Below are 23,053 nucleotides of genomic sequence, written 5' to 3'. Positions count from 1 at the left end.
GGATGTCTTATCGTGCTGTTGTATTAATGTTACTGCTGTTTTCTGGGGGAGTGAATTCACAGGAGGTGAATTTTCCTAAGGCCACCTCCTTGCAACCGGCGGTGCAGTTTTGGACGCGGGTTTATACGGAGCTGGAAACCACGGCGGGGTTTATTCACGACAGCCGACATATGGATGTGGTGTATGACAAGGTGCATTTTAAAAAGGGGCTGAGCCGTCGTCAGCAGTCCAAAGTGGTGAAAAGCCGTAAGCGTCACTATCAACGTCTGCTACGAAACATCGCCAGCAAGCGGGGGCGTTACCTCAGTACCGAAGAGGCGAAGGTCTTTGCCCTTTGGCCAAAGGGAACGACATTTTCTACTCTGCGAAAAGCGGTGAAAAACATCCGTTTTCAGCGCGGACAAGCGGATAATTTTCGTCAAGCCATCATCCGTTCTGGGCGCTGGGAATCGTTTATGAAGGCGACCCTGAAAAAGCAGGGTGTGCCAGAAGGGTTGTGGATTTTGCCCTTTGTGGAGTCTTCTTTTAATCCCAAAGCGTACTCCAGCGTTGGGGCGGCGGGTGTGTGGCAATTTACGCGCTCTACCGGAAGGCGGTACATGCGCATTGATCATGTGGTGGATGAACGTCGTGATCCGGTGCGCGCCACAGAGTCTGCTGCGCTGCTGTTGAAACATAATTTTGAGCTGACCGGTCGTTGGCCGTTGGCGATCACCGCCTACAATCACGGCGCTTCGGGCATTCGACGTGCCGCGAAAAAAGTCGGCAGCAATGACATTGCGGTGATCATTAAAAAGCACAAAAAAGGCAGAGGTTCGTTTGGTTTTGCTTCGCGTAATTTTTACACCGAATTTCTTGCTGCTCGCCATGTGTTCAAACACCGTGTGCGTTATTTTGGTGAGCTGCAACGCAGTCGCCCTCAGGTTGAGGGATCGAGAGTAACAGTACCTTCTTACATAGACGCTCAGACGTTGGCGAGCCAGTTGGGGGTCGATTTTAAGGCGTTGAAAGGGATGAACTTAGCTCTGAGGCCGGTGGTCTGGCGCGGCGATAAACGCATCCCGAAGGGCTATCGTTTGCAACTGCCTGAGCCGGAAAAAGCCAAGTCGTATCGCGCCATGATGGCGAGCGTGGACACGAATTTATTTTCTGCTGAACAAATTCGTGACAGTTATTACAAGGTGCGTCGTGGCGATGCGCTCTCCACCATTGCTCGTCGCTATCGCATTAAGGTTCGGGATTTGATGGAGGCTAATGGCCTCAGCAGCCGTAATTTTATCCGTATTGGCCAACGTCTGACCTTGCCGCTCTCTCGGCCGCAACGCGCCACCACGATGCGGGTGGCGATGCACTCAACGCCTCGATCGGTAGCAGAGACGCACGAAGGGCGTTATCGGGTGCGGCGTGGCGATACGGTGAGCAAAATTGCGCGACGTTTTGCGCTGCAAGATGCGCAGTTGTTGGCGATGAATTCGTTGCGCAATCGCAATCGCATTGTCGTCGGTCAGTGGTTGCAGGTGAAAGCCGTAGAGAAAGACGTTGCAGAACCGGCTTTGCCGGTTTTAGTGCAGGTAGCAGCAAATGTTCCGGCGGTGGCCAATGTCGAAGAGCAGGAGCGGGTGGCGGAGTCGTTGCAGTTGCAGCGTGAGGTGATGAATGAGGCGGTAGAAGAGGAAGCCGTTCGCAGCGTGGCCAGTGAAGACCCCAGTGATTACACTGTTTTGGCAGACAATCGAGTGGAGGTGCAGGCAACGGAGACCTTGGGGCATTATGCTAAATGGTTGGGGGTGAGCCAGAAACGGCTGCGGCGTTTGAATCGCATGTCGGCTAAAAAATCGTTGGTGGTGGGTAAAAAAGTGAAGCTGTTGTTTAAACGTATTTCAAAAACACGTTTTGAGAAACGCCGCTTGGCCTATCACCGCGCTTTGCAAGACGATTATTTCCAAAAATTCCGCATCAGCAGCACCGAGCAGCACGCCATTCGGCGTGGAGATTCGCTCTGGCGATTGGCCAAACGCACCTATAAATTGCCGTTGTGGTTGCTGCGCCAATACAACCCTGATGTAAATTTTAACGCGGTACACCCAGGCATGACGATCACGATTCCAAAGATTGAACGGCGTTTGCAGGGGGCGTTGGATGATAAGGTGGAACCGTTGCAGGAGGCTAAGCGGTAAGGCGTTGGGATGTATCCGTTTTTAATTCAAAGCCAGTCGGCAACGGGAATGTTCTGTTGTTCTAAAAAAATCTCGATTGTAGAGCCGTTGTTGGTAACGTGAACCGTGGTCTCCGAGCAGGGTGATGATGGTTTTTCCCCGCCCGAGTTTTTTAGCCAGCCGCACCGCTCCGGCAATGTTGATGGCGCTGGAACCGCCGAGGCAGAGGCCTTGCTCGTGTACCAGTTGATGCAGATAGGGGATCGCTTCGGCATCGGGGATCATAAAGGCTTCGTCGATGAGGGCATTGTGTAAATTGGCGGTGATTCTAATCTGGCCAATGCCTTCGGTGATGGAGTCGCCTTCGGCTCGCAATTCACCGTGTTTATAATAATGATAGAGGCAGGCTCCCATCGGGTCGGCCAGCGCAATTACCACGTTGGGGTTGTGTCGTTTTAGGCAATCACCCACCCCAGCCAAGGTACCGCCAGTGCCAACGGAGCAGATAAAAGCGTCTACTTTGCCTTCGGTCTGCTGCCAAATTTCTTCGCCAGTGGTGCGGGCATGGATGGCTCGATTGGCGAGATTATCAAATTGATTCATCCAGAGTGCGCCTTCGGCTCGGCTCTGATTTAGCTCTTTGGCCAGCCGTTGTGCAATGTGGATAAAATTGTCGGGGTGCGAGTAGGGTTGTGCTGCGACCAGATGCAACTCAACGCCGTTGGCTTTGAGGGTGTCGATTTTCTCTTGGCTCTGGGTTTCGGGCATCACCACCACAACCTTGTAACCCAAGGCGTGTCCGACCAACGCCAATCCGATGCCGGTGTTGCCTGCCGTGCCTTCGACCAAAGTGCCTCCGGCGTTGAGCTGGCCGCGCTCTTTTGCATCGCGTACCAGACCCAAAGCGGTGCGGTCTTTGATTGAGCCTGCGGGGTTCATGAACTCCGCTTTGGCGTAGATCTCACAGCCCGTTTGTGCGGAAACGCCGTGGAGCCGCAGCAGAGGGGTGTTGCCGATGTGGTCTAGGATGTTGTTTGAGTTGTGCATGGTTTGAGTATAGGAGATGGTGCTTTTTTAGTGTGCAACACCCGTTTTTCAGTACGAATAGTGATAACGCAACTGGGCAAGAAACAGTTGATGGTCACTCACTTTGTAAACCAGTCGATGTTCATCGTTGATCCGTCGAGACCAATATCCAGACAAACCATGTTTGAGTGCTTCGGGTTTGCCTACCCCTTCAAAGGGAGATCGTTTGATCTCTTTAATCAGAGCATTGATTCGTTTCAGAATTGCCTTGTCTGTTTTTTGCCAATGTAAATATTCATCCCAAGCCTGTTTGGAAAAAATAAGGTTCATTTAAGCAGCTCTCTTTCAGTTCCCTCTCCAGCTTCGAGCTGGGCAATGGACTCAAGTAAATGGCGTGCGTTGGCTGGTGAGCGGAGCAGGTAGGCGGTCTCTTCCATCGCCTTGTAATCGTCCAGCGAAATCATCACCACCGGCGACTCTCTTTTGCGGGTGATAATGACCGGCTCATGATCAGCACAAACTTTTTCCATTGTTTTTGCTAAGTTGGCGCGTGCAGCGGTGTAACTGATGGCGTTCATAATCAGCTCCATAATTTAAGAATTGTACTTAAAAACGTACAGGTATTTTAGTTGAGCGTGATGAGTTGTGTCAACTGACTTGTATGGGTGTCTGGAATAAATAATGTAATTACATTATAGTTACTTGTGTTTTTAGGACGTAGAGGCTAATGAGGTGGCACATCTAATTAAAATCGGTAACTCGCACGGAGTCAGAATTCCTAAGCCCTTGATTGAACAAGCGAAATTGAAAGGAAAAGAGCTTAAATTAGAGTTGGTTGGCGATGGGCTTTTGATCAGGCCAGAAAAAAAAGCTCGGGATGGCTGGCAAGCCGCAATAGAAGGTGTGATTGCCGTTCAAGGGCAGGAGGAACTTGATAGCGAGTGGTTAGACCTGCCGCTTTCCACGGATGATGAACTGGAGTGGTGACGGTAAAACGCTTTGATGTCTGGCTTGTTGGTCTCAATCCGACCAAAGGCAGAGAGATCAATAAAGCACGACCCTGCGTGGTACTTACCCCAAACGAAATGTCAGCCCTCTCAACGGTGCTGGTGGTGCCAATGACCAGCAAGGGTTTTGAATTTCCTAGTCGGATTCGCTGCACGTTTCAGGGCAAAAGTGGCTTAATCTTGCTGGATCAAATGAGAACCGTTGATAAATCCAGACTGATAAAACAGCTTGGGGTGATTAATACCGCAACCCAGAGAGCACTTTGTCGGTGTTTGCAGGAGATGTTCGAGTACTAAAACCGCTTCATCCCAGCAACAGACACAACCATATCGTGTAAATAATATTCCGTCGTTATGTTCGTCAACCCTGCCTGCTCAAACAACGACACAATGTCATCCTCTGCCATTTTGGGTGGTAATTTATGCCACGCCTTCATAGCCGCTGCTGAAAATCCACTGGAGCCTAATGAGGCTTGCAGTGATCGTAAGTCGTTGTCATTGAACTGAGCCGAAGGCACAAGAACGCTGATGGAACCCTCTTTTTTACAGCTGCGAACCAGTTCCGCCATTACTTTTTCTTGATCGGAGACAATGTTCAGTAGAGATGCTGCAATAACAGCATCAAACGTCCCTGTTTCAAAAGGCAACTCAACCGCATCTGCAACGTGAAAATCGAGATCAGGGTGTTTGGCGTTGGCCAATTGAATCATTTTTTCAGAGGCATCAATCCCCGTTGCAACGCTGCCAGATGTGGCAAGGTAAGCCGTTAGGGTTCCTGATGCACAGCCCACTGCTGCAAGGTGTTTTTATACCAATCCAGTTGATTTATTTTATCAAACAGCAGGGTCGGTTTAAACATAACCAGCAGTTTTATGTGGAGCTGAAAGTAAAGCGTATTAAGCCAAGTTATCATGCAGCGGTGTTCTTTTTTGGCATCCATAAAAGTAAGAGTGCGCTGATCCAGATGGCATTAAACATGGGGAAAGCCGAATCGGCGATATTGATCACACCGGTCAATGTGTAGAAGATGCCTGCGCCTAAATCAATCAGCTGAATTAAGACCATAAATTGAATCCAAGCAATGTATTTCAACGGCTCTTTGGCAATGTAAATAAACGCGATGCCGTAAGCGATAAAACGTGAGGCTAACATGGCCAGTGGGTAATAAATGTCTGCTTGTGGAATGCTGTGGCCGGTGTTTTGTAAAAACCACTCGGGTAAAAAGAGGTGGAAAATACCCAAGATAATTTAAATGGCTCCAACCAGATAGAGCAGATAGGTCGTCTTTTTCATTTTTATCGCCTTGTGTTAATGTGAGGTTGGATTTTAAGCATGTAACTATCATTTTGGAAGTAGTTACTAAAATGATAGTAAGGAGTTTTATGGATAGCTTAGTGAAAGAACAGCCGTGTGACGATGAATGTCCGGTAAAAAAAACCGCTGCAATTATCGAAGGCAAATGGACAACGTTGGTGATTCGAGAGCTGCTGCCAGGTAAAAAGCGCTACTCGCAGATTCAACGTGCTTTAACGGGCATCAGCCCGAAAGTGCTGACCTCGCGTTTGCGGATGTTGGAACAGAAAGGGCTGCTGACTCGAACGGTCTATGCCACTGTGCCGCCGACCACGGAGTATGAGTTGACCGAGCTGGGTGAGAACCTTAGAGAGGTGTTGAATGCGATGGCGGAGTTTGGCAAAAATCTTTAGTGGGAAGGTTCTACAGATCATTGCGCTTGGTGGTGCTTTTTTTAAAGCGCAACGTCAGTAAAGAAACCCCCAACACGACCAAACAAAAGCCAGCCAAGTGAAAGTAGGTGAACTGCTCGCCTAAAAAAGTGACGGCCAGAACCAGCGTTACCAAGGGTCCTAATGTGCCGACAATGCCCGTTTGAGCTGGGCCGATGAGGCCGATGGCAGAGGAGATCATAAAACTCGGCACCACGGTGCTAAAAATCGCCAACAACACCGTCCAAAGTAGAATTTCATTGTTGATCAGCACCTCATGCTCCATCAACAATCCGTAATGGAGCAGCATAAACAGGGTGGAAAACAGCATCGCCACGCTGGTGAAAGGAACGCTGCCCAGTTTCTGAATCAACTGTTTACTAAAGAGCACATAAAAGGAAAACGACAGCGCTGAAAGCAGTACCAACAGCGTACCCAAAGCGATTTCAGCGCCGCTAAAGCGGGCTTCTTGCTGGTAAATCAGGCTGATCCCCAAATAAGAGAAAAGCAGCGCCAAGCCCATTTTTATGGAAAGCGGTTGTTTGAAAAAAAGAAACCCCAAAATCGCCACCATGATCGGATAGGTGAACAGCAGCATCCGCTCCAGCTGCGCCGAGATCAACGCCAAACCTTTCAGATCAAGCAGAGAGGCGAGGTAATAACCGATAAACCCCACCAACATGACCTTCATCAGCAGCCCTGCGTGAGCCGTTTGGCGAAAGTGAACATTGCTGCGCCACTGCCAGAGCGCGATGACAAAAAAGAACGGCGCAGCGATCAGCATCCTCAGCAGCAGCACCGATTCTGGGTCAGAACCCGCCGCATAGGCCAGCTTGATAAAAATCGACTTTACTGAAAACAGCGCCGTGCCAAGGCTGGCGAGTATAAATCCTTTCCAAAAACGGTCACGTTCTGTGCTTACCTTTTTCTGCATGGTTTGAAATTTCATTAATGGATAAGGCCACGATGGCGGTGGCTGAGGTGGGAAAAGATGGGAAGTCTAACAAATCGGGCACTGAACTTTTGCGGCTTTTTCCTGCTTGGGGTCTCGATCTCATTGGTCAGTGTGGCAGACGATACGGAAATCTATGTGGGGGTGAATCAGGGCAGTGGCTCGGTGAACCCCAATGTGCTGTTTATTGTGGACACCTCCGGCAGCATGAATGCAGCGGTGGAGACACAAGTGCCATACGATCCAGAGACCCGCTACAGCGGCTGTTTTGCCAGTGATAAAGTTTATTGGAGCGCCGATGGCGCCGCGCCCGACGAGTGTGACAGTGAGCGTTGGTTTGAGCAGACGGCGAACCGTTGCCAAGCTTCTGCTGCGCCTCTTCAGAGCAGTGGTTTTTATCAGGATCGTTTGGCTTATTGGCAGGAGAATCAGCAACGCTGGCAACGTCTTTCTGATGATGAAAATAGGGCTCCTGTTGAGTGTCAACAGGATGGGGATCAAGCACTGGATTGGCGTTCTGTGGGGGCCAGTTACAGCCTTTATGCGGCCAATTTTTTAAACTGGCGACAACAACGCGCCACCACCACTCGCAGCCGTTTGCAGATTGTTAAAGAGGTGGTGGCCAATGTGGTGGACAGCAGCACCAACATTAATGTTGCTCTGATGCGTTTTGATCGTAATGGAGAAGGGGGGATGACCTCCTTTGCGATGCAGGATGTGGCCACGGGGCGAGAGGCGTTTATCGCGCGTCTGAACGCCTATCAAGCGGGAGGCGAAACGCCGTTGTCGGAAGCTCTGTACGAAGCGGCGCTCTATTTTAGAGGCAATGCGGTGGATTACGGTCTGAGTTCGTATGGCAATGACTGGTTGCCGGAGCCGAGTGTGCTCTCTTCCCGCCGTGGGAGTAACTCATCGTTGTATTCGTCGCCCATTAGGATGCAGTGCCAAAAGAATTTTGTCATTTTATTGACGGACGGTGAGCCGACTTCGGATACCGATGCCAACGAAAAAATACCTGAGTTGCCGGATTTTTTTGCAGCAACGGGTAAAACCAGTTGTTCGGGTCGCAGAGAAGACGACGAAGACGATGATCATGATGAGGACGACGACCGAGACGAAGACGATGATCATGATGAGGACGACGACCGAGACGAAGATGATGATCATGATCATGATGATGAAGATGACCGAGACGAAGATGATGATCGTGATGAGGATGACGACCGAGATGACGACGACAACGATGAGCGAAAGTTACAGTCTCGTTCCGGTAGCGATGAAGGAAAAGACGGCGAATGTCTGGACGAGTTAGCGCAATATTTGGCCAACCACGATCAATCTTCATCTTTGGAAGGGGATCAAAACGTAACAACCTACACCATCGGTTTTCAGAGTGATCAAGCGCTGTTGCAAGAGACCGCCGACAAAGGCAATGGCAGCTACTTTACCGCCGATGATGCTTTGGGATTGATCACGGCGTTTAGTCAGATTATCAATGAAATTTTGGCGGTTAACAGCAGTTTTGTTGCGCCTTCTCTCTCTGTGAATGCTTTTTCGCGTACCCGCCATCGCAGTGACCTCTATTTTGCTAACTTCAAACCAGCCACTGCGCCGCATTGGGATGGCAATGTGAAAAAATACCGGCTCGACTTCTCCACCGGCAGCGCCCGCATCGTGGATAAAAATGGCGACTTGGCTGTTGATGAGCGGCGTGGTGGTTTTCGGGAGGGCGCAACCAGCTTTTGGACGCCTTCCAGTGACGCTCCCGATGGCGGTGAAGTAACCTTGGGCGGTGTGTTGGCCAATCTGCCCAGTGAACGTAAGGTGTACACCTACAGCGGCTTTTCAGCGGCAGACAATGAATATCTGCCTTCGCGTTTGAACCGAGTGCATGAGGATAATCTCGCCAATTTATCGCCGTGGCTGGAGATGTCAGCCACGGTGCGCAACCCCAGTGCTGAAGAGGTTTTGCAGTGGGCTAGAGGGACGGAAGCCAAAGTGCTGGGCGATCCGTTGCACTCTTCACCAGCGCTGGTGCAGTACGGTGGAACCGAGAGTGAACCTGAGCGGGTGCTGTTTTTTTCCAGCAATGACGGTTACTTGCACGCCGTCGATGAACGTACCGGTCAAGAGCGATTTGCTTTTATCCCACAAGATCTGTTGAAAAATCTACCGCTGCTGTACAAAAACACGGCCTCCATGCAGCGCCCTTACGGCTTAGATGGTTCGGTAATTCCGAGGGTGTTGGATCTGAATCACAACGGCATTATCGAGCCGAGTTTGGGTGACAAGGTGACGATCTATTTGGGAATGCGCCGAGGGGGGCGAAATTATTACGCTCTGGATGTGACGGATGTAAATTCGCCAACGCTGAAGTGGGTTTTGAAAGGCGGCGAAGGGGATTTTGTCGAGTTGGGGCAGAGCTGGTCTGATCCGGTGCTGGGTAACATTCGTTGGCAAAACAGCGAGCGTTCAGTGCTGATTTTTGCCGGTGGTTACGATCCGCAACAAGATCAAAATCGCACCCAAAGCCCGGACGCACAAGGTCGAGCCATTTACATTGTTGATGCCGTGACGGGTGAACGACTCTGGTGGGCAGGGCCGCTAGGCTCCCGTGCAGATCTGGTGTTGAGTCAGATGAGCAACAGCATTCCGTCAAACATAAACGCCATTGATGTCAGTGGTGATGGTCTGTTGGATCGTCTGTTTGTCGGCGACACGGCGGGGCAGGTGTGGCGTTTTGATCTGGATGCACAAAGTGGCGAGATTAGCGGTGGGCGCATTGCGGATTTGGCCAATCAAACGGTTTCGGGCAACCGTCGTTTTTATCATCCAGCGGATATTTCATTGATGATGGAGCCGGGTAAAAGCCCCTATTTGGCTGTGCTGATCGGCTCGGGGTATCGCGCTCATCCGTTGAATACGGAGGTGGAGGATCGCGTTTATATGTTGCGTGATTATCATATCTACCAACCACCAGAAGAGTACCGGACTCTGACAGAAGCGGAGCTGTTTGATACCACAGACAACCTGATTGCAGAAGGCACAACGGTGCAGCGGGTGGAGGCACAAACGGCCTTGGCGGCAAAATCCGGTTGGTACATTCGCCTGCTTAGCGGTGAGGGCAGTCGAGAGGGGGAAAAAGTGTTGGCGCAGCCGTTGGTTGTTTCGGGAGTGGCGTTAATGACCAGTTACACGCCACCCAATCCAGATGAGGTGGTCTCTTGTCAGCCTCGGGCTGGCAATGGTTCGCTCTATTATTTGAATGTCGGTAACGGTGCGCCGGTTGCTGCTTTGGCCTCCTCTGGAGCGCTGCTCAGTCGTGAAGATCGGAAAAAAAATCTGCGGGGCTGGGGTATTCCTCCGGCGGTGCAGATGGTGTTGACATCGGAAGGACGCACACCGCTGGTGGGCAGTGAGGTGATTGATGATCCGGGTGAGGAGGGGTTTATTAATACCTATTGGCATGAGCGGTATTGAGAACTTTTTACGGATGCAGCTGAATCGTCACCCGTGCGCCCCCCAGTGGGGCGCTTTCCAATTCAATCGAACCCTCATAAGCCAATACAATCTCTTCCGCCACCGCCAAGCCGATGCCTTGGCCTTCCTGACGACGGTCGGCTCTCACGCCCCGTTGCAATAAGATTTTCTCTTTGCCCTCTGGAAACCCTGCGCCGTCGTCATCAATGTGCAGGCTGATTTTTTTCGCTTCGATATTGAAACTAACGGAGACCTGTTGTTGGCAATGTTTGCAGGCGTTATCGAGCAGATTGCCCAACAGCTCCATCAAATCGCCCTTTTCCATTGAAAGGGTTAGGTCGTTTTCAGTGGGCAGGCTGAAGAGGATCTGTTTGTCGGCATAGACTTTGGTCAGCACCCGGCTGAGTTGCTGTAAAACCGGCAGCAGAGCTTCCTTTTGATGCAGCCCTTGTCTGCCTGCGGTGGCGGCTTTTTGCAGTTGGTAGCCGACGATCTGATTCATACGTTTGACTTGTTCATCTAAACGCCGCTGATTTTCTGGTTGTAAAACGCGCTCAATGCCGATGCCGCGCAGCACCGCCAGCGGGGTTTTTAGGCTGTGAGCGAGGTTGGCTAGGGCGTGTCGATAGCGATTGTGCTGCTGCTGTTGCTGTTTTATAAGGGTATTGATGCCGTCGGTGAGGGGCTGTACTTCTTGTGGGTACTGTTTTTCGATCTGTGGTTGTTCGCCCTTTTTAATCGCGGTGAGTTCCAAACTGAGTTGGCTTAGGGGTTTTAGCCCCCAGTTCAGCAGTCGCCACTGCAACAGCATCAGCAGCAGAGAAAAAAATCCCAGCCATAAGAATAAGGTCTGTCTGAATTGTTGGCGGAGGTGTTCAAAGTCTTTGCTCTCTTGCTGCATCAGCAGAGTGAAACGGTGTTCAGCGTCGTTGTGTAGCCAACTGACCCCAAATTGCAGGGTGAACAGCCCGGCTGTTTTTTCAAACTGCCACTTACCCACGGCGCTGCTCTGTTTTATCTGTGCGGGTTGCAACAGGGAAGGGGATTGCCAGACGAGTTGTTTTTGTTGGTTAAAAATGGCGGCATAAAACCCCGAGGAGGGTGTGAGCAGGTTTCGATCCGGCAGTTCGTTATTAAAAATTATGAGCTGTCCTTGTTCGTTCAGCTCCGTGGCACCCAGCAGACCGTAAATCAGACCGCGCAGTTTTTCCTCTTGCGCTTGTTGGGCGTACTGCACCACCGCTTGTTCCAGCGCCAGCCCCGTGAGTAGGACAAAACTGAGAAGTAAGATGAGATTGCTGCTCAGAAGACGACGTTTCAGGGAGTGAGAGGGTGAGTGTTTAAGGGGCATCGTTGTGGCGCGCTAGGCTGAAACGGTAGCCTTGTCCGCGTTGGGTTTCAATGGGGTTCAGGTTGCCATCAGGGTCGAGTTTTTTCCGCAAACGTCGAATAAAGACTTCGATGACGTTGCTGTCGCGTTCGTCGTCGTAGAGGTGTTCTGTGAGGCGGCTTTTGGAGAGGGTTTCTCCGGCGTGCAGCATCAAATATTCCAGCAGTTTGAATTCGTAGCTGGTCAGCTCCAGTGGTTGCTGGTGGAGGAAAACCTGCTGGCTGCCGGTGTCCAGGGTCACAGGCCCGCAGTGGAGTTGAGCTTGTGTCCAGCGCCCGGCACGGCGCAGCAGGGCGTTGAGCCGTGCCAGCAGCTCCTCTGGGTGAAAGGGTTTGGCGAGGTAGTCGTCGCCGCCCGCTTCCAGGCCTTCCACTTTGTCTTGCCAGCGGTCGCGGGCGGTGAGGATCAAGATGGGGTAGTTTTTGCCTTTGGCGCGGGCGGTCTTGATCAGTTCGATGCCGGAGAGTTTCGGTAGGCCGAGGTCAACGATGGCGATGTCCAGCGGCGATTCGAGGGCATAAAACAGCCCCTCTTCGCCATCGTGAGCCAGATCGGTGACAAATCCACGTTGTGATAGTTGGCTTTGCAGTTGGCTGGCGAGGGTGGTGTCGTCTTCGACGATGAGAACGCGCATGATTTAGTCCCGTTGTCGTTTTTTGATCCGCACGATGCGCACCCGACCCTGCTTGAGCAGTTTGATGGCGTAGAAGGGGGCTTTGTTGGCCGGTTTTTTCAGCCGTACTGAGAGCACTTTGCCACCGTATTGATGCTGGGCTTGATGGGCGGCTTGTTCTCGGTTGAGCTGTTTGGCGTTCACCCCACTGCTGAGCAGCAGACTAAGCAGCAAAAGTAGAGGGGGTGTTATGTGTGTTCTGTTCATGATTCAGTATCTTATTGGGGTGACGCTGATACGAACTTTCATTCTATCACCTGGATGATAAGGGAGGCGGGTTTCAAAGTTTTCGCCTTTGTAGCGGTAGTGAACGAGGTAGCCGTCGATCTGTTTTTCTCGGTGGTGACGGTTCACCACGCGGCACTCTTGGTGGTGTCTGCCGCGATGTTCTTTTGTGTTGCGGCTGTGGCTCTGTTGGTTGGTTTTGGGTTGGCGTAGGTCGCTCTTTTTCTCTTTCTGAGGGTTTATTATTCTGTTGCCAAGGGTACCGTTAAAGATCGGGGCACGGTGGCCAGTGGAGTGTGGTTGGCGATTTTCATGAGAGTCGTATTCATCTTCTTCATCCCAGCACTCTTTGTGGGGGCGAGTTACTTCGATGTAACGGACAATGGGTTCAACGTGAGTGACTCGGGCGAAGCTGGTGTAACTTTGTTGGTGGTGGCGGTGTTTTTGACTGGCCTCGGCGATGAAGGGGGTGAAAATGAGTGCGCTGAGAAGCAGACTTTTTAGTAGAAGGGTGAGGTTCATGTTGCTGTCCTAAAGTTGGGTTGGATTAATGAGGTTCATTTTAGAGCGGCTTGTCTGAATGAGAGCTGAACGGATGAAGGGAAATGAGGAGAGACAGCGCCTTTTATTTGAGGCTTGCGATGGAGTGAGGACTTGGGCTTCCCACTTTGAAAAAAGGGGGAATGAGGGGGATTTGCTCTTGCTTGTGTTTGTTGGTGCATTGCCCTTTGGTTAATGCACCCTACGGAGCTAAACGGATGAAATTGACTTTTTATCGTACTGTTTTACACTATTTCTATAGATCAATAAAAGGTAAAAATATGAACTCTGCAAAGCTGTCTAGCAAGTTTCAACTCTCAATTCCTAAGGCGGTGCGCGATAATCTGCAATTGCAGGCCGGTCAGCAGTTTGTTTTGCTGGAGCGTGGGCATATTATCGAATTGGTTCCGGTGCAAACGATTCAGCAAATGCGCGGTATGCTTTCTGGTGTTAAGGCGACGATGGATTATCGTGACCGACAGGAAAGAAAGCCGATATGAAGGTGATTGATACGTGTGGCTGGATTGAATGGTTAACGGATGGTGTGCTCAGTGAGGCTTATGAACCTTATTTTGATCGGGTGGAAACCTTGATGACACCGACCTCGGTACAGTTCGAGTTGTACAAATGGGTGCGTCGTAACAGTGGCGGTGAAAAGGCGTTACAGGCTGTGGCACTGACGGAACAGACACAGATTATACCGTTGACAACCTCTATTGCTTTGTTGGCCGCTGACTTATCCACAGAACATTCACTTTCTTTTGCTGATGCGATCATTTACGCCAGTGCACGTTTTCATCAAGCCCGCTTGATTACGTCGGATAGTCATTTTGAAGGTTTATTGGGTGTTGAGTATTTTTCTAAACTAGATCCTCTCAAACCTCGGTCTCTTTAAAGACCCGAAACACCGCTGCACTGTAGTTTTCTACTTTTTTTGCTCCAATGCCTGCAATTTGCAACAACGCCTCGGGGTTGTCCGGTGCCACGCTGGCCAGTTCCAGTAGGGTTTTGTCGGAAAAAATCCGAAAGGCGGGGACTTTTTCGCGCCGCGCTGTCTCCAGTCGCCACTGGGTGAGGCGTTGCAAGCGTTGTTGAGCGAGAGGCGATAGCGGCTCGATAGGAATGGCTTTTTTTCTAGGTTTGGATTTTTTCTTGCTGGTTTTGCCAAACTGCGGCAGTTGAATGGCCGCGTAGTCGATTCTGCCGTTGCGGCTCTGTTCGCTGAGATGGACGCGGACAAAGTGAATCTGTTTGCCTTCTGTTTCAAACGTGTCCTCCTGAAGCGAGATTAATTCGGCTCGGCGCAGGGAGGTGAGCAGACGTTCAAAATCCCGCCGCGTCAGACCTTCGCCAAACTGTTTGTGCAGTTGGCCGCTGCTCTGGGCGTTGCGTTGGCGTAGACCCAAAATCAGACACTCAATGACGTGTTGCTGTTGCACCGTGGCAGGCGAGAGGGTTTCGGTCAGTAGGCTGTTTTGCGGTTGGCACACATCACAGAGGCCGCAGGGTTGCTGGCTGTCGCTCTCGTCTCCAAAATGTTGGATCAGCGCCAACATGCGGCATTCTTGACCCTGTGCGTAGTGGAAGATTTTTTCTAACTGCTGCTGCCGATGGGCTTTTTGGCGTTGGTAGGCCGGTTGCCACTGTTGGCTTTCACCGCGAACGATCTGTTCGTCTGGGGTGATCTGGGCTGCGCCGTGAATCCAGAGTTTTTCCAACATGCGCTCAAACTCATCGCCTTTGATCTGCAATTGTGCCGCTAGGGTCTGTTTTTCTTGCAGATGTTCATTGAGGGCGGCGTGGATCGACTCCAGTTGTTCAATGGGTGGGTAGTCGCGCTTGAGGAAAAACTCATGGGTACGGCGGTCGGCGTAGGCGTAGAGCAAAACGGCGTGGCTTTCTTGGCCGTCACGCCCAGCTCGGCCAATCTCTTGGTAGTAGTTCTCCACGCTGGCGGGCAGGGCGGTGTGAATGACGCAGCGGATGTCGGCTTTGTCTACGCCCATGCCGAAGGCGACGGTGGCGACGATCACCTCCAGTTCCCCTTGCAGAAATTGGCGCTGCACCGCATCGCGGTTTTCGCCCAACATGCCTGCATGGTAGGCGGCGCAAGGGTGGTGTTGCGCTACGGTTTCCGCCAATTCGTTGGCCTCTTTGCGTGAGGCGGCGTAGACGATGGCGGGGCGTAATTTGGGGTTGTCGAGCAGTTGCACCACCGCCTCGCTGCGTTCATTGGCGGCCAGTTCATTGACCTGAATGGCGATGTTGTGCCGCCGAAAACCGTGAATAAAGCGCTGTGCATCGGGCTTGCCCAACTGTTGGCAGATGTCCGCTTGCACTTCGGGAGTGGCGGTGGCGGTGAGGGCAATGATGGGGGCCGGTGCCAATTTAGGCAAGTGCTGGTGCAGCAGTCGGTAGTCGGGACGGAAATCGTGCCCCCACTGAGAGATGCAGTGGGCTTCATCGACGGCGATCAGTTGCGGTTTGCGTTTCGCTAGCATGTCACCAAAGCCCGGCACCTTGAGCCGTTCGGGGGCGATAAAGAGGTAATCCAGCAGGCCGTGCAGGTAGTTGCGGCAGATCTGGCGGGCGTGTTCGCGGCTGAGACCGGAGTGAATGCGTTCGGCGTTCAGCCCCAGTTCTTGTAGTTTGCCCACTTGATCTTCCATCAGAGCGATCAAAGGCGAGATGACCAAGGTGGTGCCTGCGCGTGCCAAGCCAGGCAACTGATAACAGAGGGATTTTCCTGCCCCGGTGGGCATCACCAACAGCAGGTCGTGACCGGCGCAGATCTGTTGGCAGACCTCTTCTTGATGGGGGCGGAAGGCATCCAGTTTAAAGGCGGATTTGAGCAGTTGCGGCAGCTCTGCAATGGGGGTGAGGGTGCGTTTTGTGGCGGTGGGTAGGGCAAAGAGTTCATCTACGGCTTCTTTGACGTAGGTTTCGATGCCTTGCATAAAGGTGGTTAGGTCTGTTTTTCCCTGTTGAATCTGTTGCAGTTGGGCTTCCCACTGGCCGGTGAGCAGTGGGGTTTTCAGGGCTTTGGGCACCTGTTTGATTAGGTTTAGCCCTCGTTCGGTGGGGTGCAGCAGTTTGCCTTGGCGCTCAAGGTAGCCGCGTCGCAGTAGGTTTTCGATCATCTCGGCACGGGTGGCGGGGGTGCCAAGGCCGTTTTCTCGCATCGCTTCGGCCAGCTCTTTTTCGTCTAGGCTGCGTCCGGCGCTCTCCATTGCGGTCAGGAGGCTGGCATCGTTGAGCCGAGGCGGGGGGCGCGTTTGTGATTTTTCGGTTTTGATCTCGGCCAGTTGCACCGTTTGACCTTCTTTGAGTGCTGGCAGTGAGGGTGTTGTCTGTTGGTTGCTTTTGTGCTGGACTTCGAGGCTTTTCCAACCCAGTTGCAGAATCTGTTGGCCGCTGCTGTGGAACGTGTCGTGCTGCTGTTGGCCGTTCTCTTCACTTTGCACGGTGGTGATGAGGGTGGTTTGGCTGTAGCGGTGTTTGGGTTGCCAAGCGGCGAGCAAGCGGCGACAGAGCAGGTCGTACAGTTTGCCTGCGTCGCTGCTGTTGGCCAATTTTGAGCGGTTGCCGTTGGGGATGATGGCGTGATGGTCGTTGATTTTTGCGTCGTTGATAAAACGTTTGCCCAGTGGGCTTTGACCGGTCTCTGCTGCGATTAGGTCGTTGTAGGCGCTGCGGATTTTTTCGACGATGGGGGGCAGAGTGTGTGCTACCTCTTTGGAGAGATAACGGCTGTCGGTGCGCGGGTAGCTGATGAGTTTCTCTTTTTCGTACAGCTCTTGCGCCAGCTTGAGGGTTTTGTCGGCACTGAAGCCGTAGAGGCGGTTGGCGTGGCGTTGCAGTTCGGTGAGGTCGTAGAGTTGTGGTGGTTCTTGTGAGCGCGGTTCAATTTTCAGTTGGCTGATGTTGATTTGGGCGCTGTGGTGCTGCACGCGCTGTTGAATTGCGGCGGCTCTTTGGCCGTCGATGGGCAGGCGTTGGTTTTTGCTGCTGGATGTTTTGCCTTTGAACCAGATGCCACGATAGAGGTCGTTTTGCTCGCTGTTAAACCGCGCTTTGAGCAGCAGAAATTCCTCCACTTTGAAGTTGAGAATCTCCTCTTCGCGCTGCACCAAAATGGCCAGCGTGGGGGTCTGTACTCGACCGACGGAGAGCACCTCGCCTTGACGGGCAAAGGCGAGGGTGCAGGCGCGGGAGAGGTTTAAGCCCACCAACCAATCGGCTTGCGAGCGCCCTCGTGCGGCATCGGCTAAATGATCGTAGTCGCTGCCTGCGCGCAGTTGTTCAAAGCCGGTGCGAATGGCGGCGGGGGTGAGAGAGGAGATCCAGAGGCGTTGAAAGGGCTTGGTGCAGCCGCTTTGCTGGTGGATGTAACGGAAAATCAGCTCGCCTTCGCGCCCGGCATCGGTGGCGCAGATCAGTGTGTCGTGCTTCGTTTTGGGTCATCAGGGCGGCGACGATTTGAAATTGATCTTCGGTTTTTGGGTTGAGGCTCAGCGTCCATTGTTGGGGCAACATGGGCAGCAGCTCACTTGACCATGATTTCCATGCGGGGTTGATTTCGTGGGGTTGGGCGAGGGTGACCAGATGGCCAATCGCCCAAGTGACGATGTAATCGTTGCTGTGCAGGTGGCCGTTGGCGCGTTGATTGGCTCCCAAGACCTTGGCGATGTCTCTGGCCATGGAGGGTTTTTCGGCGATGACGATGGTGGCCATTTAATGCTCTTCTGTAATGATTCGTTGAATACCACTGATAAGTGCATTAAAGCTGTTTGATCGGTTTTCAGTGATATTGAGTAGGGGGGCGATGGCGCGTGATCCTGATATTTTTTGATAGTTGGGAACCATTTTTTTCAATTCTTCAGCGGGGTTTCCTAAGCGGTCGGGATCTCTGAATTTTGATTTGTTTTGCTGTTTGGCTAGATTTTTTAGGTTAAAGGCGTGTGCAACGGCTTTAAGGTCTCCTAGATAGAAACTTTCTAACTCTCGGCAAGCAATTCTGATTAAGGTGTTTGGCTGACCGGCCTCACTGCATTTTTGTTTTAGAGCTTGTTTTATGTTGATGCAGTTGCCGCTGTCTTGGTCTCTTATGACCACAAACAAAGTATTGGATTGTTGCCATGCTCTCAAGCGAATAGGTAGCCTTTTTTCTAGGTCTTGCTTGCCTTGGAACACCACAAATCGGGGCGTTATTTCCTTGGGTAATGTGTTTTTCAGTACCCCCTTTAGCATTTCTCGTGCGGAGGGTTCTTCGAGAAAAAAGACAATTTCTCTCATTATGGTATTCCCGCTCCTTGGAAAAAGCCTTCGGACCAAAGGTAGCCCATCTGGTCGCCTTCGGCGATAAATGCGGCTATTTGTCGGTCGTCACGAGCGCGTTTGATGGCGGTACAGCCTTGTTCTTTGACCAGCCAGTAGACCTCGTTAATGTTCACGGCGTTTAAAAAATCCGGTGAATGGCTGGAGACGAATACCTGCCCACCTCGTTCAGCGTAGGTGCGAAATTCTTCGGCTAATTCCCACAGCAGGGTTGGGTAGAGTTGGTTTTCTGGTTCTTCGACGCAGAGCAGCGGGTGAGGCGCTGGGTCGTAAAGGAGAACCAGATAGGCAAACATCTTAATGGTGCCGTCGGAGACGTAGCGGGCTAAAAAAGGATCTTCAAAAGCGCCATCTTGGAAGCGCAACAGCACTCGTCCCTCTTCGGTGGTTTTGGCGGCCACAGAGGTGATGCCCGGAATTCGTTCAGTTAACTTTTTTAGTATCTGTTGAAAACGTTTTGGGTGGCGTGAGTGAAGGTATTCTGTGACTAAGGAGAGATTTTCCCCTTCACGGGAGAGGTGTTCTGCATAGCCTGCTTCTTGTTCTGGTCTGGCGCGGCTGATATGAAAATCGGAAATATGCCAATTTTCGATTAAGCTTCCCAGAGCTACAACCGCAGGAAAACGTGCGAATTGTGCCAGCCCTTTGACGGCTAAAATTTCTGCGGATTTAAGGGTTTGAGGTTCACGTTTTAACTGTTTAACATCCGTCACTTGCTCCACTTCGTTGGTAACGGCTTCACCTTGGCCATTGGAAAAATCCAAAAAGTGCCACGGTTGCCCACCGGAGCCTCGACGGTATTTTAAGATTTCACGAGCGACAAAGGGGCGATGGTTTTTTTCGCCAATGGAGAGAAAGTAGGTGATTAAGGGAGCTGAGTCTGATTCACGAAATTTCAGTTCAATTTCAATGTTGCCCTTTGAACCTCGACTGATGACTTCACGAAAGCCTCGGTTGCCGCCTATTTTGACCAGAGCTGTGTGAACGTTGTTGGTTAGTGCCTCTTTTAGAAACTCGAAAACCCCAAAGAGAGTTGATTTTCCACTGCCGTTGGCACCGACAACAACACAAAACTTAGGGATGTCTAACATCTGTGCGTCTTTAAAACTCTTGAAGTTTTTTAGGCGTATCGACTCGATGTGCATGATGGTTCCTACAGATTCAGTTCAGGCTGAAAGTATCTCATTAGGCACAACGTTATCAAGATTTTATTTGCTTGTTTACTGCGGCCCATTACTCACCGTTGGGCTGTTCCAGTCCGCTGACCAAACCTCATTGCCGTGCAGGTAAAAAACCCCGTCGTTGAGCAACAGAGCGCGGTCGTTGTTGATGCTCTCTCCCCAAGGGTTGTTGCTGCTGGTGGCCGTTCTGGCGGTTAAAACCCCTTGCTGTAGTAGGTCGATGGGGCTGTTCTGCTGACCGTCGTAAATATCAAACAGATAGAGTCCGCTGTGCAGCCAAGGGTAAAATTCCCACGGGTTGCTGGGTGGTGTGGTGGCGTTGTGTAGATTGATCGGCAGTGCCAGTCGTGCCGGTGTGGTGGCGCTGGCGGGCAGGTAGGCGAGGCCGTGGTGGCTGTTGAGAACGGTGGCATCACTGCCGCGTTTGCCAATGGCGATGCTTTTTTTCTCGATGGGGTTGCTGATGTCGCTGATGTCGAACAGGCCCAGTTTGATGCCTTGATACCATGAAAAATTACCACTGGTATCCAGCAGCGCTTCTTTGCCGATGCCGAGCACCAATTGATCGTTGATGGGGTGCAGATAGTCTGAGTAGCCGGGGATTTCCAGTGTGCCTGCAATGTTGGGGTTTTGAGGGTCGCTGAGGTCGATGACGTACAGTGGGTCGGTTTTTTGGAAGGTGACTAAGTAGAGTTTATCGCCTGCAAAGCGTACCGCGTAAATGTCTTCACCCGGTTTGCCCAGTTTTTGTGGCTGAGTGTCGTTGGGCAGTTGGGCTACGGGGATGAGTTCGCCTGCTTGCTCTTTTAGTACTGTGAGACGGTGGTCATATTGTGTGCGGTTGCCGTTCCAGTTTGAGCTGCTGCTCACCGCGCGCAAGAGGTCATTACGCTCGCTTAGATGTGAGCTGGCTTTGTCACCCCAGCCCAGTGTGCCGCTGATTTGGCCACTGGCGCTGTAATTGAGCTGGCCGTTGTTGAGGCTGAATTTGTGCAGCGTGGTGTGGCTGCTGCTGTCGGCGTAGTTGTACGCGGGGTTGGCCAAGTAGAGGGCGTTGCTGGAGAGATAGAGGGTCTGGCTGTTGCCGGTGATGCAGCTGACGTGGGGCGCGGAATTGGCTTGATCCAGATTGATCGACAGCAGGGTGATGAGAGCCGGTGCGCTGTTTTCAGCGTTGCTGGGGATCAGGTAGCAGTTGTCGGCGTTGGCCAGTGTGCCTTGCTCTTTGCCGTTCAATCGCCACTTGGGCAGCAGGTCGTTGAGAGTGGCATTTTGGATCAACTGTTGGTTGTTCAGTTCATCGTCTTGAGTGTAGGGGTAGGGCATAAAATCGGGCAGCGAGGGGGTGTAGCGCAGTGCCAAATAGAGCTGACTGCCGATGCGCCGGCTGGTAATTTGATAACCGTCAAAAGAGTAGTGGGAGCGCAATGTGGGGCTGGCTGGGGTGTTGACGTTGTAAATGTGCAGCTGAGTTTCGCCCTGTTGCCAGCCCCAAGGGGTCTGCCAATCGTTGCCGCTCGCACCACCGAGGGCAGCCAGTAAGGTGTTGTTTGCCCCCTCTTGTTGAGTGCGTAGATAGAGGCTGCTGTTATTGGTACTCCAGGGGAAGGTCAGGCGCTTGATTTCGGTGGCGTTGTAGTGGGGTGCGCCGTCAAGGCTGAGGATGCGCAGTTCGGTTTCATTGCTGATGGGGTTGCTGGGTGGTGCGATGGAGAGGCTGTTGCTTACGGCTGGGGTGGCGACGGGCAGCGCGTCGTAAAAGTAGAGGTCACTGGTTTGCATGACGTAGAGATTTTGGCCATCGAACTTCATTCGATCCGCTTCATCAATGCCTTTTTCCCAGACATTGGTGTTGGAGTAGTTGCCATTTTCAGTAGTGCCGCTGGAATTAGCAGTGTCGGAAGCGGGTGTTGAGGCAGTAGAGGATTGAGCCGGTGTGGGAGCTTCAGTAAGCATAATGACATCGGTATAGATGGCGGACTGTTTGAGAGCGGTTTTCAAGTAGGTTTCCAACTCTGCGTTTGAGTTGCTTCGGTTGAGTCGAAATGAGTTGTTTGTACTGATGTCAGTCGTTTTTTGTGGGGTGTTATTTAGAAATGAATCACAGCTCATGATGAGCAGTGTCAGTAGAGAAATCGAGAGTATGGTTTTGATTTTGGACATGGGGGTGGCTCCTATCCTTGGGTGCTTGCTTGAACCAGTATAGGGAATGCTTTGCATTGAAACAAACAGATCATTATATATATCATATAATGTATATTATGTTAAATATATGTCTAAAAAACACAATTGGAAAATCAAACTTCCAAAAAAATTTAAATACTGGGTAAAAGAATGGAGCGGGAAACGAGACTCGAACTCGCGACCCCAACCTTGGCAAGGTTGTGCTCTACCAACTGAGCTATTCCCGCATTTTGATGGTATATAAATTGGTGCCCGGGGCCGGACTCGAACCGGCACGGAGTTGCCTCCGAGGGATTTTAAGTCCCTTGCGTCTACCAATTTCGCCACCCGGGCAAGGGTAAGCTTTGGTATTTAAATATATGGAGGCTGAGGCCGGAATCGAACCGGCGTCCACGGCTTTGCAGGCCGCTGCATAACCACTCTGCCACCCAGCCATATAAGTGTGGCAAAAAGTTCTTAACAATCTAAGAACCCTTTTAAAAATGGAGCGGGAAACGAGACTCGAACTCGCGACCCCAACCTTGGCAAGGTTGTGCTCTACCAACTGAGCTATTCCCGCATTAAGTCGGCGCTATTGTAATGACAACCGTTTGATAGTCAAGCGCTTATTTCTCTTTCAAGAGCTGAGAGTTGAATACCGTTTTTAGGTACAAAAACATCGACTGCACAGTCAAGAGGGCGGCAATATACAGTAAAATCTGGCCAATGTAAAACATTGAAACGCCACCAATATCGTCATGATACAAGAGGAACAGCAACGCTAGCATTTGGGCGCTGGTTTTTATTTTCCCCAGCATAGAAACCGCGATCAAATTACGTTGACCTAACTCTGCCATCCATTCACGCAGTGCTGAAACAACGATTTCACGGCCAATAATGACCATCGCGGGGAGGGCAATCCAAGGGGTTGGATTCTCTTGTAACACCAAGATCAATATCACTGCAACCAATAATTTATCTGCCACGGGATCCAAAAAGGCACCAAATGCCGACTGTTGATTGAGACGGCGTGCCAAATAACCATCCAACCAATCGGTAAAACCAGCCAACATAAAGATCAAAGCACTGACGGGGTGTGCCCATTCGTAAGGTAGGTAAAAGATGAAAATCAAAACCGGCATCAAAAATATGCGCAGTAAGGTTAAAAAATTGGGAAGATTTAAAATCATAGTGCTGAA

The 23,053-nt window shown here is 51.4% G+C and carries 24 protein-coding genes and 4 tRNA genes; 7 read left to right on the top strand and 21 right to left on the bottom strand.

Features of this window, described 5'->3' with window-relative positions:
- Window positions 1-2: 2 nt before the first annotated feature.
- Window positions 3-2,177, top strand: coding sequence for a LysM peptidoglycan-binding domain-containing protein (locus Q9O24_00965; protein MDQ7073744.1), 2,175 nt, complete (start codon window positions 3-5; stop codon window positions 2,175-2,177).
- A gap of 21 nt (window positions 2,178-2,198) precedes the next feature.
- Here Q9O24_00965 and Q9O24_00960 read toward each other — a convergent pair whose 3' ends face one another.
- From Q9O24_00960 to Q9O24_00950, 3 genes are read right to left on the bottom strand one after another with little or no spacing between them, the layout of a single operon-like run.
- Window positions 2,199-3,203 (bottom strand): cysteine synthase A, encoded by a 1,005-nt coding sequence (locus tag Q9O24_00960; GenBank protein ID MDQ7073743.1) that lies wholly within the window; start codon window positions 3,201-3,203, stop codon window positions 2,199-2,201.
- A gap of 48 nt (window positions 3,204-3,251) precedes the next feature.
- The gene (locus Q9O24_00955; GenBank protein MDQ7073742.1) at window positions 3,252-3,512 is read right to left on the bottom strand and encodes a Txe/YoeB family addiction module toxin; all 261 of its coding nucleotides are present in this window, start codon (window positions 3,510-3,512) and stop codon (window positions 3,252-3,254) included.
- Complete coding sequence (locus tag Q9O24_00950; protein MDQ7073741.1) at window positions 3,509-3,760, bottom strand: type II toxin-antitoxin system prevent-host-death family antitoxin; 252 nt, start codon at window positions 3,758-3,760, stop codon at window positions 3,509-3,511. Before Q9O24_00950 ends, Q9O24_00955 begins: the two co-directional genes overlap by 4 nt.
- A gap of 154 nt (window positions 3,761-3,914) precedes the next feature.
- Between Q9O24_00950 and Q9O24_00945 the strand changes: the two genes are divergently transcribed.
- Both Q9O24_00945 and Q9O24_00940 read left to right on the top strand, forming a co-directional pair.
- Window positions 3,915-4,169, top strand: a complete 255-nt coding sequence (locus tag Q9O24_00945; GenBank protein ID MDQ7073740.1) for an AbrB/MazE/SpoVT family DNA-binding domain-containing protein — start codon at window positions 3,915-3,917, stop codon at window positions 4,167-4,169.
- Window positions 4,166-4,486 carry a type II toxin-antitoxin system PemK/MazF family toxin gene (locus Q9O24_00940; protein ID MDQ7073739.1) on the top strand — a complete coding sequence of 107 codons (321 nt, stop codon included), beginning with the start codon at window positions 4,166-4,168 and terminating at the stop codon, window positions 4,484-4,486. The genes Q9O24_00945 and Q9O24_00940 overlap by 4 nt, the downstream gene beginning before the upstream one ends.
- Here Q9O24_00940 and Q9O24_00935 read toward each other — a convergent pair.
- From Q9O24_00935 to Q9O24_00925, 3 genes are read right to left on the bottom strand one after another with little or no spacing between them, the layout of a single operon-like run.
- The gene (locus Q9O24_00935) at window positions 4,483-4,980 is read right to left on the bottom strand and encodes a class I SAM-dependent methyltransferase (GenBank protein MDQ7073738.1); all 498 of its coding nucleotides are present in this window, start codon (window positions 4,978-4,980) and stop codon (window positions 4,483-4,485) included. The two genes, Q9O24_00940 and Q9O24_00935, sit on opposite strands and share 4 nt — an antisense overlap.
- Window positions 4,956-5,102: a hypothetical protein gene (locus Q9O24_00930; protein ID MDQ7073737.1), complete on the bottom strand. Its 147-nt coding sequence runs from the start codon at window positions 5,100-5,102 to the stop codon at window positions 4,956-4,958. The genes Q9O24_00935 and Q9O24_00930 overlap by 25 nt, the downstream gene beginning before the upstream one ends.
- A complete protein-coding gene (locus tag Q9O24_00925) occupies window positions 5,099-5,431 on the bottom strand; it encodes a hypothetical protein (GenBank protein MDQ7073736.1) in 333 nt (110 codons plus the stop codon). Before Q9O24_00925 ends, Q9O24_00930 begins: the two co-directional genes overlap by 4 nt.
- A gap of 140 nt (window positions 5,432-5,571) precedes the next feature.
- On the opposite strand from Q9O24_00925, the gene Q9O24_00920 reads away from it, so the two are divergent.
- Window positions 5,572-5,895 carry a helix-turn-helix domain-containing protein gene (locus tag Q9O24_00920; protein ID MDQ7073735.1) on the top strand — a complete coding sequence of 108 codons (324 nt, stop codon included), beginning with the start codon at window positions 5,572-5,574 and terminating at the stop codon, window positions 5,893-5,895.
- Window positions 5,896-5,905: 10 nt separating this feature from the next.
- On the opposite strand, the gene Q9O24_00915 is transcribed toward Q9O24_00920, so the two are convergent.
- Complete coding sequence (locus Q9O24_00915) at window positions 5,906-6,847, bottom strand: DMT family transporter (GenBank protein ID MDQ7073734.1); 942 nt, start codon at window positions 6,845-6,847, stop codon at window positions 5,906-5,908.
- Window positions 6,848-6,904: 57 nt separating this feature from the next.
- Here Q9O24_00915 and Q9O24_00910 point away from each other — a divergent pair, with 57 nt between their 5' ends.
- A complete protein-coding gene (locus Q9O24_00910; protein MDQ7073733.1) occupies window positions 6,905-10,345 on the top strand; it encodes a PilC/PilY family type IV pilus protein in 3,441 nt (1,146 codons plus the stop codon).
- Between the two features lie 7 nt (window positions 10,346-10,352).
- Here the strand turns inward: Q9O24_00910 and Q9O24_00905 are convergent, their stop codons facing one another.
- From Q9O24_00905 to Q9O24_00890, 4 genes are read right to left on the bottom strand one after another with little or no spacing between them, the layout of a single operon-like run.
- On the bottom strand, window positions 10,353-11,696 hold the full coding sequence (locus Q9O24_00905) for an ATP-binding protein (GenBank protein ID MDQ7073732.1): 1,344 nt from the start codon (window positions 11,694-11,696) through the stop codon (window positions 10,353-10,355).
- Window positions 11,686-12,369: a response regulator transcription factor gene (locus Q9O24_00900; GenBank protein ID MDQ7073731.1), complete on the bottom strand. Its 684-nt coding sequence runs from the start codon at window positions 12,367-12,369 to the stop codon at window positions 11,686-11,688. The genes Q9O24_00905 and Q9O24_00900 overlap by 11 nt, the downstream gene beginning before the upstream one ends.
- Before the next feature lie 3 nt (window positions 12,370-12,372).
- Entirely contained in the window at window positions 12,373-12,615 is a 243-nt protein-coding gene (locus tag Q9O24_00895) for a hypothetical protein (protein ID MDQ7073730.1), read from the bottom strand.
- A 3-nt stretch (window positions 12,616-12,618) separates the two neighbouring features.
- Complete coding sequence (locus Q9O24_00890; protein ID MDQ7073729.1) at window positions 12,619-13,155, bottom strand: hypothetical protein; 537 nt, start codon at window positions 13,153-13,155, stop codon at window positions 12,619-12,621.
- A gap of 299 nt (window positions 13,156-13,454) precedes the next feature.
- On the opposite strand from Q9O24_00890, the gene Q9O24_00885 reads away from it, so the two are divergent.
- Both Q9O24_00885 and Q9O24_00880 read left to right on the top strand, forming a co-directional pair.
- Window positions 13,455-13,673 carry an AbrB/MazE/SpoVT family DNA-binding domain-containing protein gene (locus Q9O24_00885; GenBank protein MDQ7073728.1) on the top strand — a complete coding sequence of 73 codons (219 nt, stop codon included), beginning with the start codon at window positions 13,455-13,457 and terminating at the stop codon, window positions 13,671-13,673.
- Entirely contained in the window at window positions 13,670-14,068 is a 399-nt protein-coding gene (locus Q9O24_00880) for a type II toxin-antitoxin system VapC family toxin (GenBank protein ID MDQ7073727.1), read from the top strand. Before Q9O24_00885 ends, Q9O24_00880 begins: the two co-directional genes overlap by 4 nt.
- Here Q9O24_00880 and Q9O24_00875 read toward each other — a convergent pair.
- The 10 genes from Q9O24_00875 to pgsA all read right to left on the bottom strand — a co-directional run bounded on the left by Q9O24_00875 (window position 14,049) and on the right by pgsA (window position 23,044).
- On the bottom strand, window positions 14,049-17,402 hold the full coding sequence (locus Q9O24_00875) for a RecQ family ATP-dependent DNA helicase (GenBank protein ID MDQ7073726.1): 3,354 nt from the start codon (window positions 17,400-17,402) through the stop codon (window positions 14,049-14,051). The genes Q9O24_00880 and Q9O24_00875 overlap by 20 nt on opposite strands.
- Before the next feature lie 73 nt (window positions 17,403-17,475).
- A complete protein-coding gene (locus tag Q9O24_00870) occupies window positions 17,476-17,907 on the bottom strand; it encodes a toprim domain-containing protein (GenBank protein MDQ7073725.1) in 432 nt (143 codons plus the stop codon).
- Window positions 17,908-18,468 (bottom strand): DUF4276 family protein, encoded by a 561-nt coding sequence (locus Q9O24_00865; GenBank protein MDQ7073724.1) that lies wholly within the window; start codon window positions 18,466-18,468, stop codon window positions 17,908-17,910.
- Window positions 18,468-19,655: an AAA family ATPase gene (locus Q9O24_00860; GenBank protein MDQ7073723.1), complete on the bottom strand. Its 1,188-nt coding sequence runs from the start codon at window positions 19,653-19,655 to the stop codon at window positions 18,468-18,470. Before Q9O24_00860 ends, Q9O24_00865 begins: the two co-directional genes overlap by 1 nt.
- Window positions 19,656-19,730: 75 nt before the next feature.
- Entirely contained in the window at window positions 19,731-21,854 is a 2,124-nt protein-coding gene (locus tag Q9O24_00855) for a beta-propeller domain-containing protein (protein MDQ7073722.1), read from the bottom strand.
- A gap of 172 nt (window positions 21,855-22,026) precedes the next feature.
- A tRNA-Gly gene (locus Q9O24_00850) sits at window positions 22,027-22,102 on the bottom strand.
- 19 nt (window positions 22,103-22,121) lie between these two features.
- A tRNA-Leu gene (locus Q9O24_00845) sits at window positions 22,122-22,208 on the bottom strand.
- Window positions 22,209-22,235: 27 nt separating this feature from the next.
- Window positions 22,236-22,309: transfer RNA gene (locus Q9O24_00840), tRNA-Cys, on the bottom strand.
- Between the two features lie 49 nt (window positions 22,310-22,358).
- A tRNA-Gly gene (locus tag Q9O24_00835) sits at window positions 22,359-22,434 on the bottom strand.
- A 46-nt stretch (window positions 22,435-22,480) separates the two neighbouring features.
- Complete coding sequence (pgsA, locus tag Q9O24_00830; protein MDQ7073721.1) at window positions 22,481-23,044, bottom strand: CDP-diacylglycerol--glycerol-3-phosphate 3-phosphatidyltransferase; 564 nt, start codon at window positions 23,042-23,044, stop codon at window positions 22,481-22,483.
- Window positions 23,045-23,053 lie beyond the last annotated feature (9 nt).

The sequence above is a fragment of the Gammaproteobacteria bacterium genome (genome assembly GCA_030949385.1).
In the GTDB taxonomy this organism is placed as follows: domain Bacteria; phylum Pseudomonadota; class Gammaproteobacteria; order JAUZRS01; family JAUZRS01; genus JAUZRS01.
Note: the sequence above shows the minus strand (reverse complement) of the source record. Positions and strands in the feature narration are given on the sequence as shown.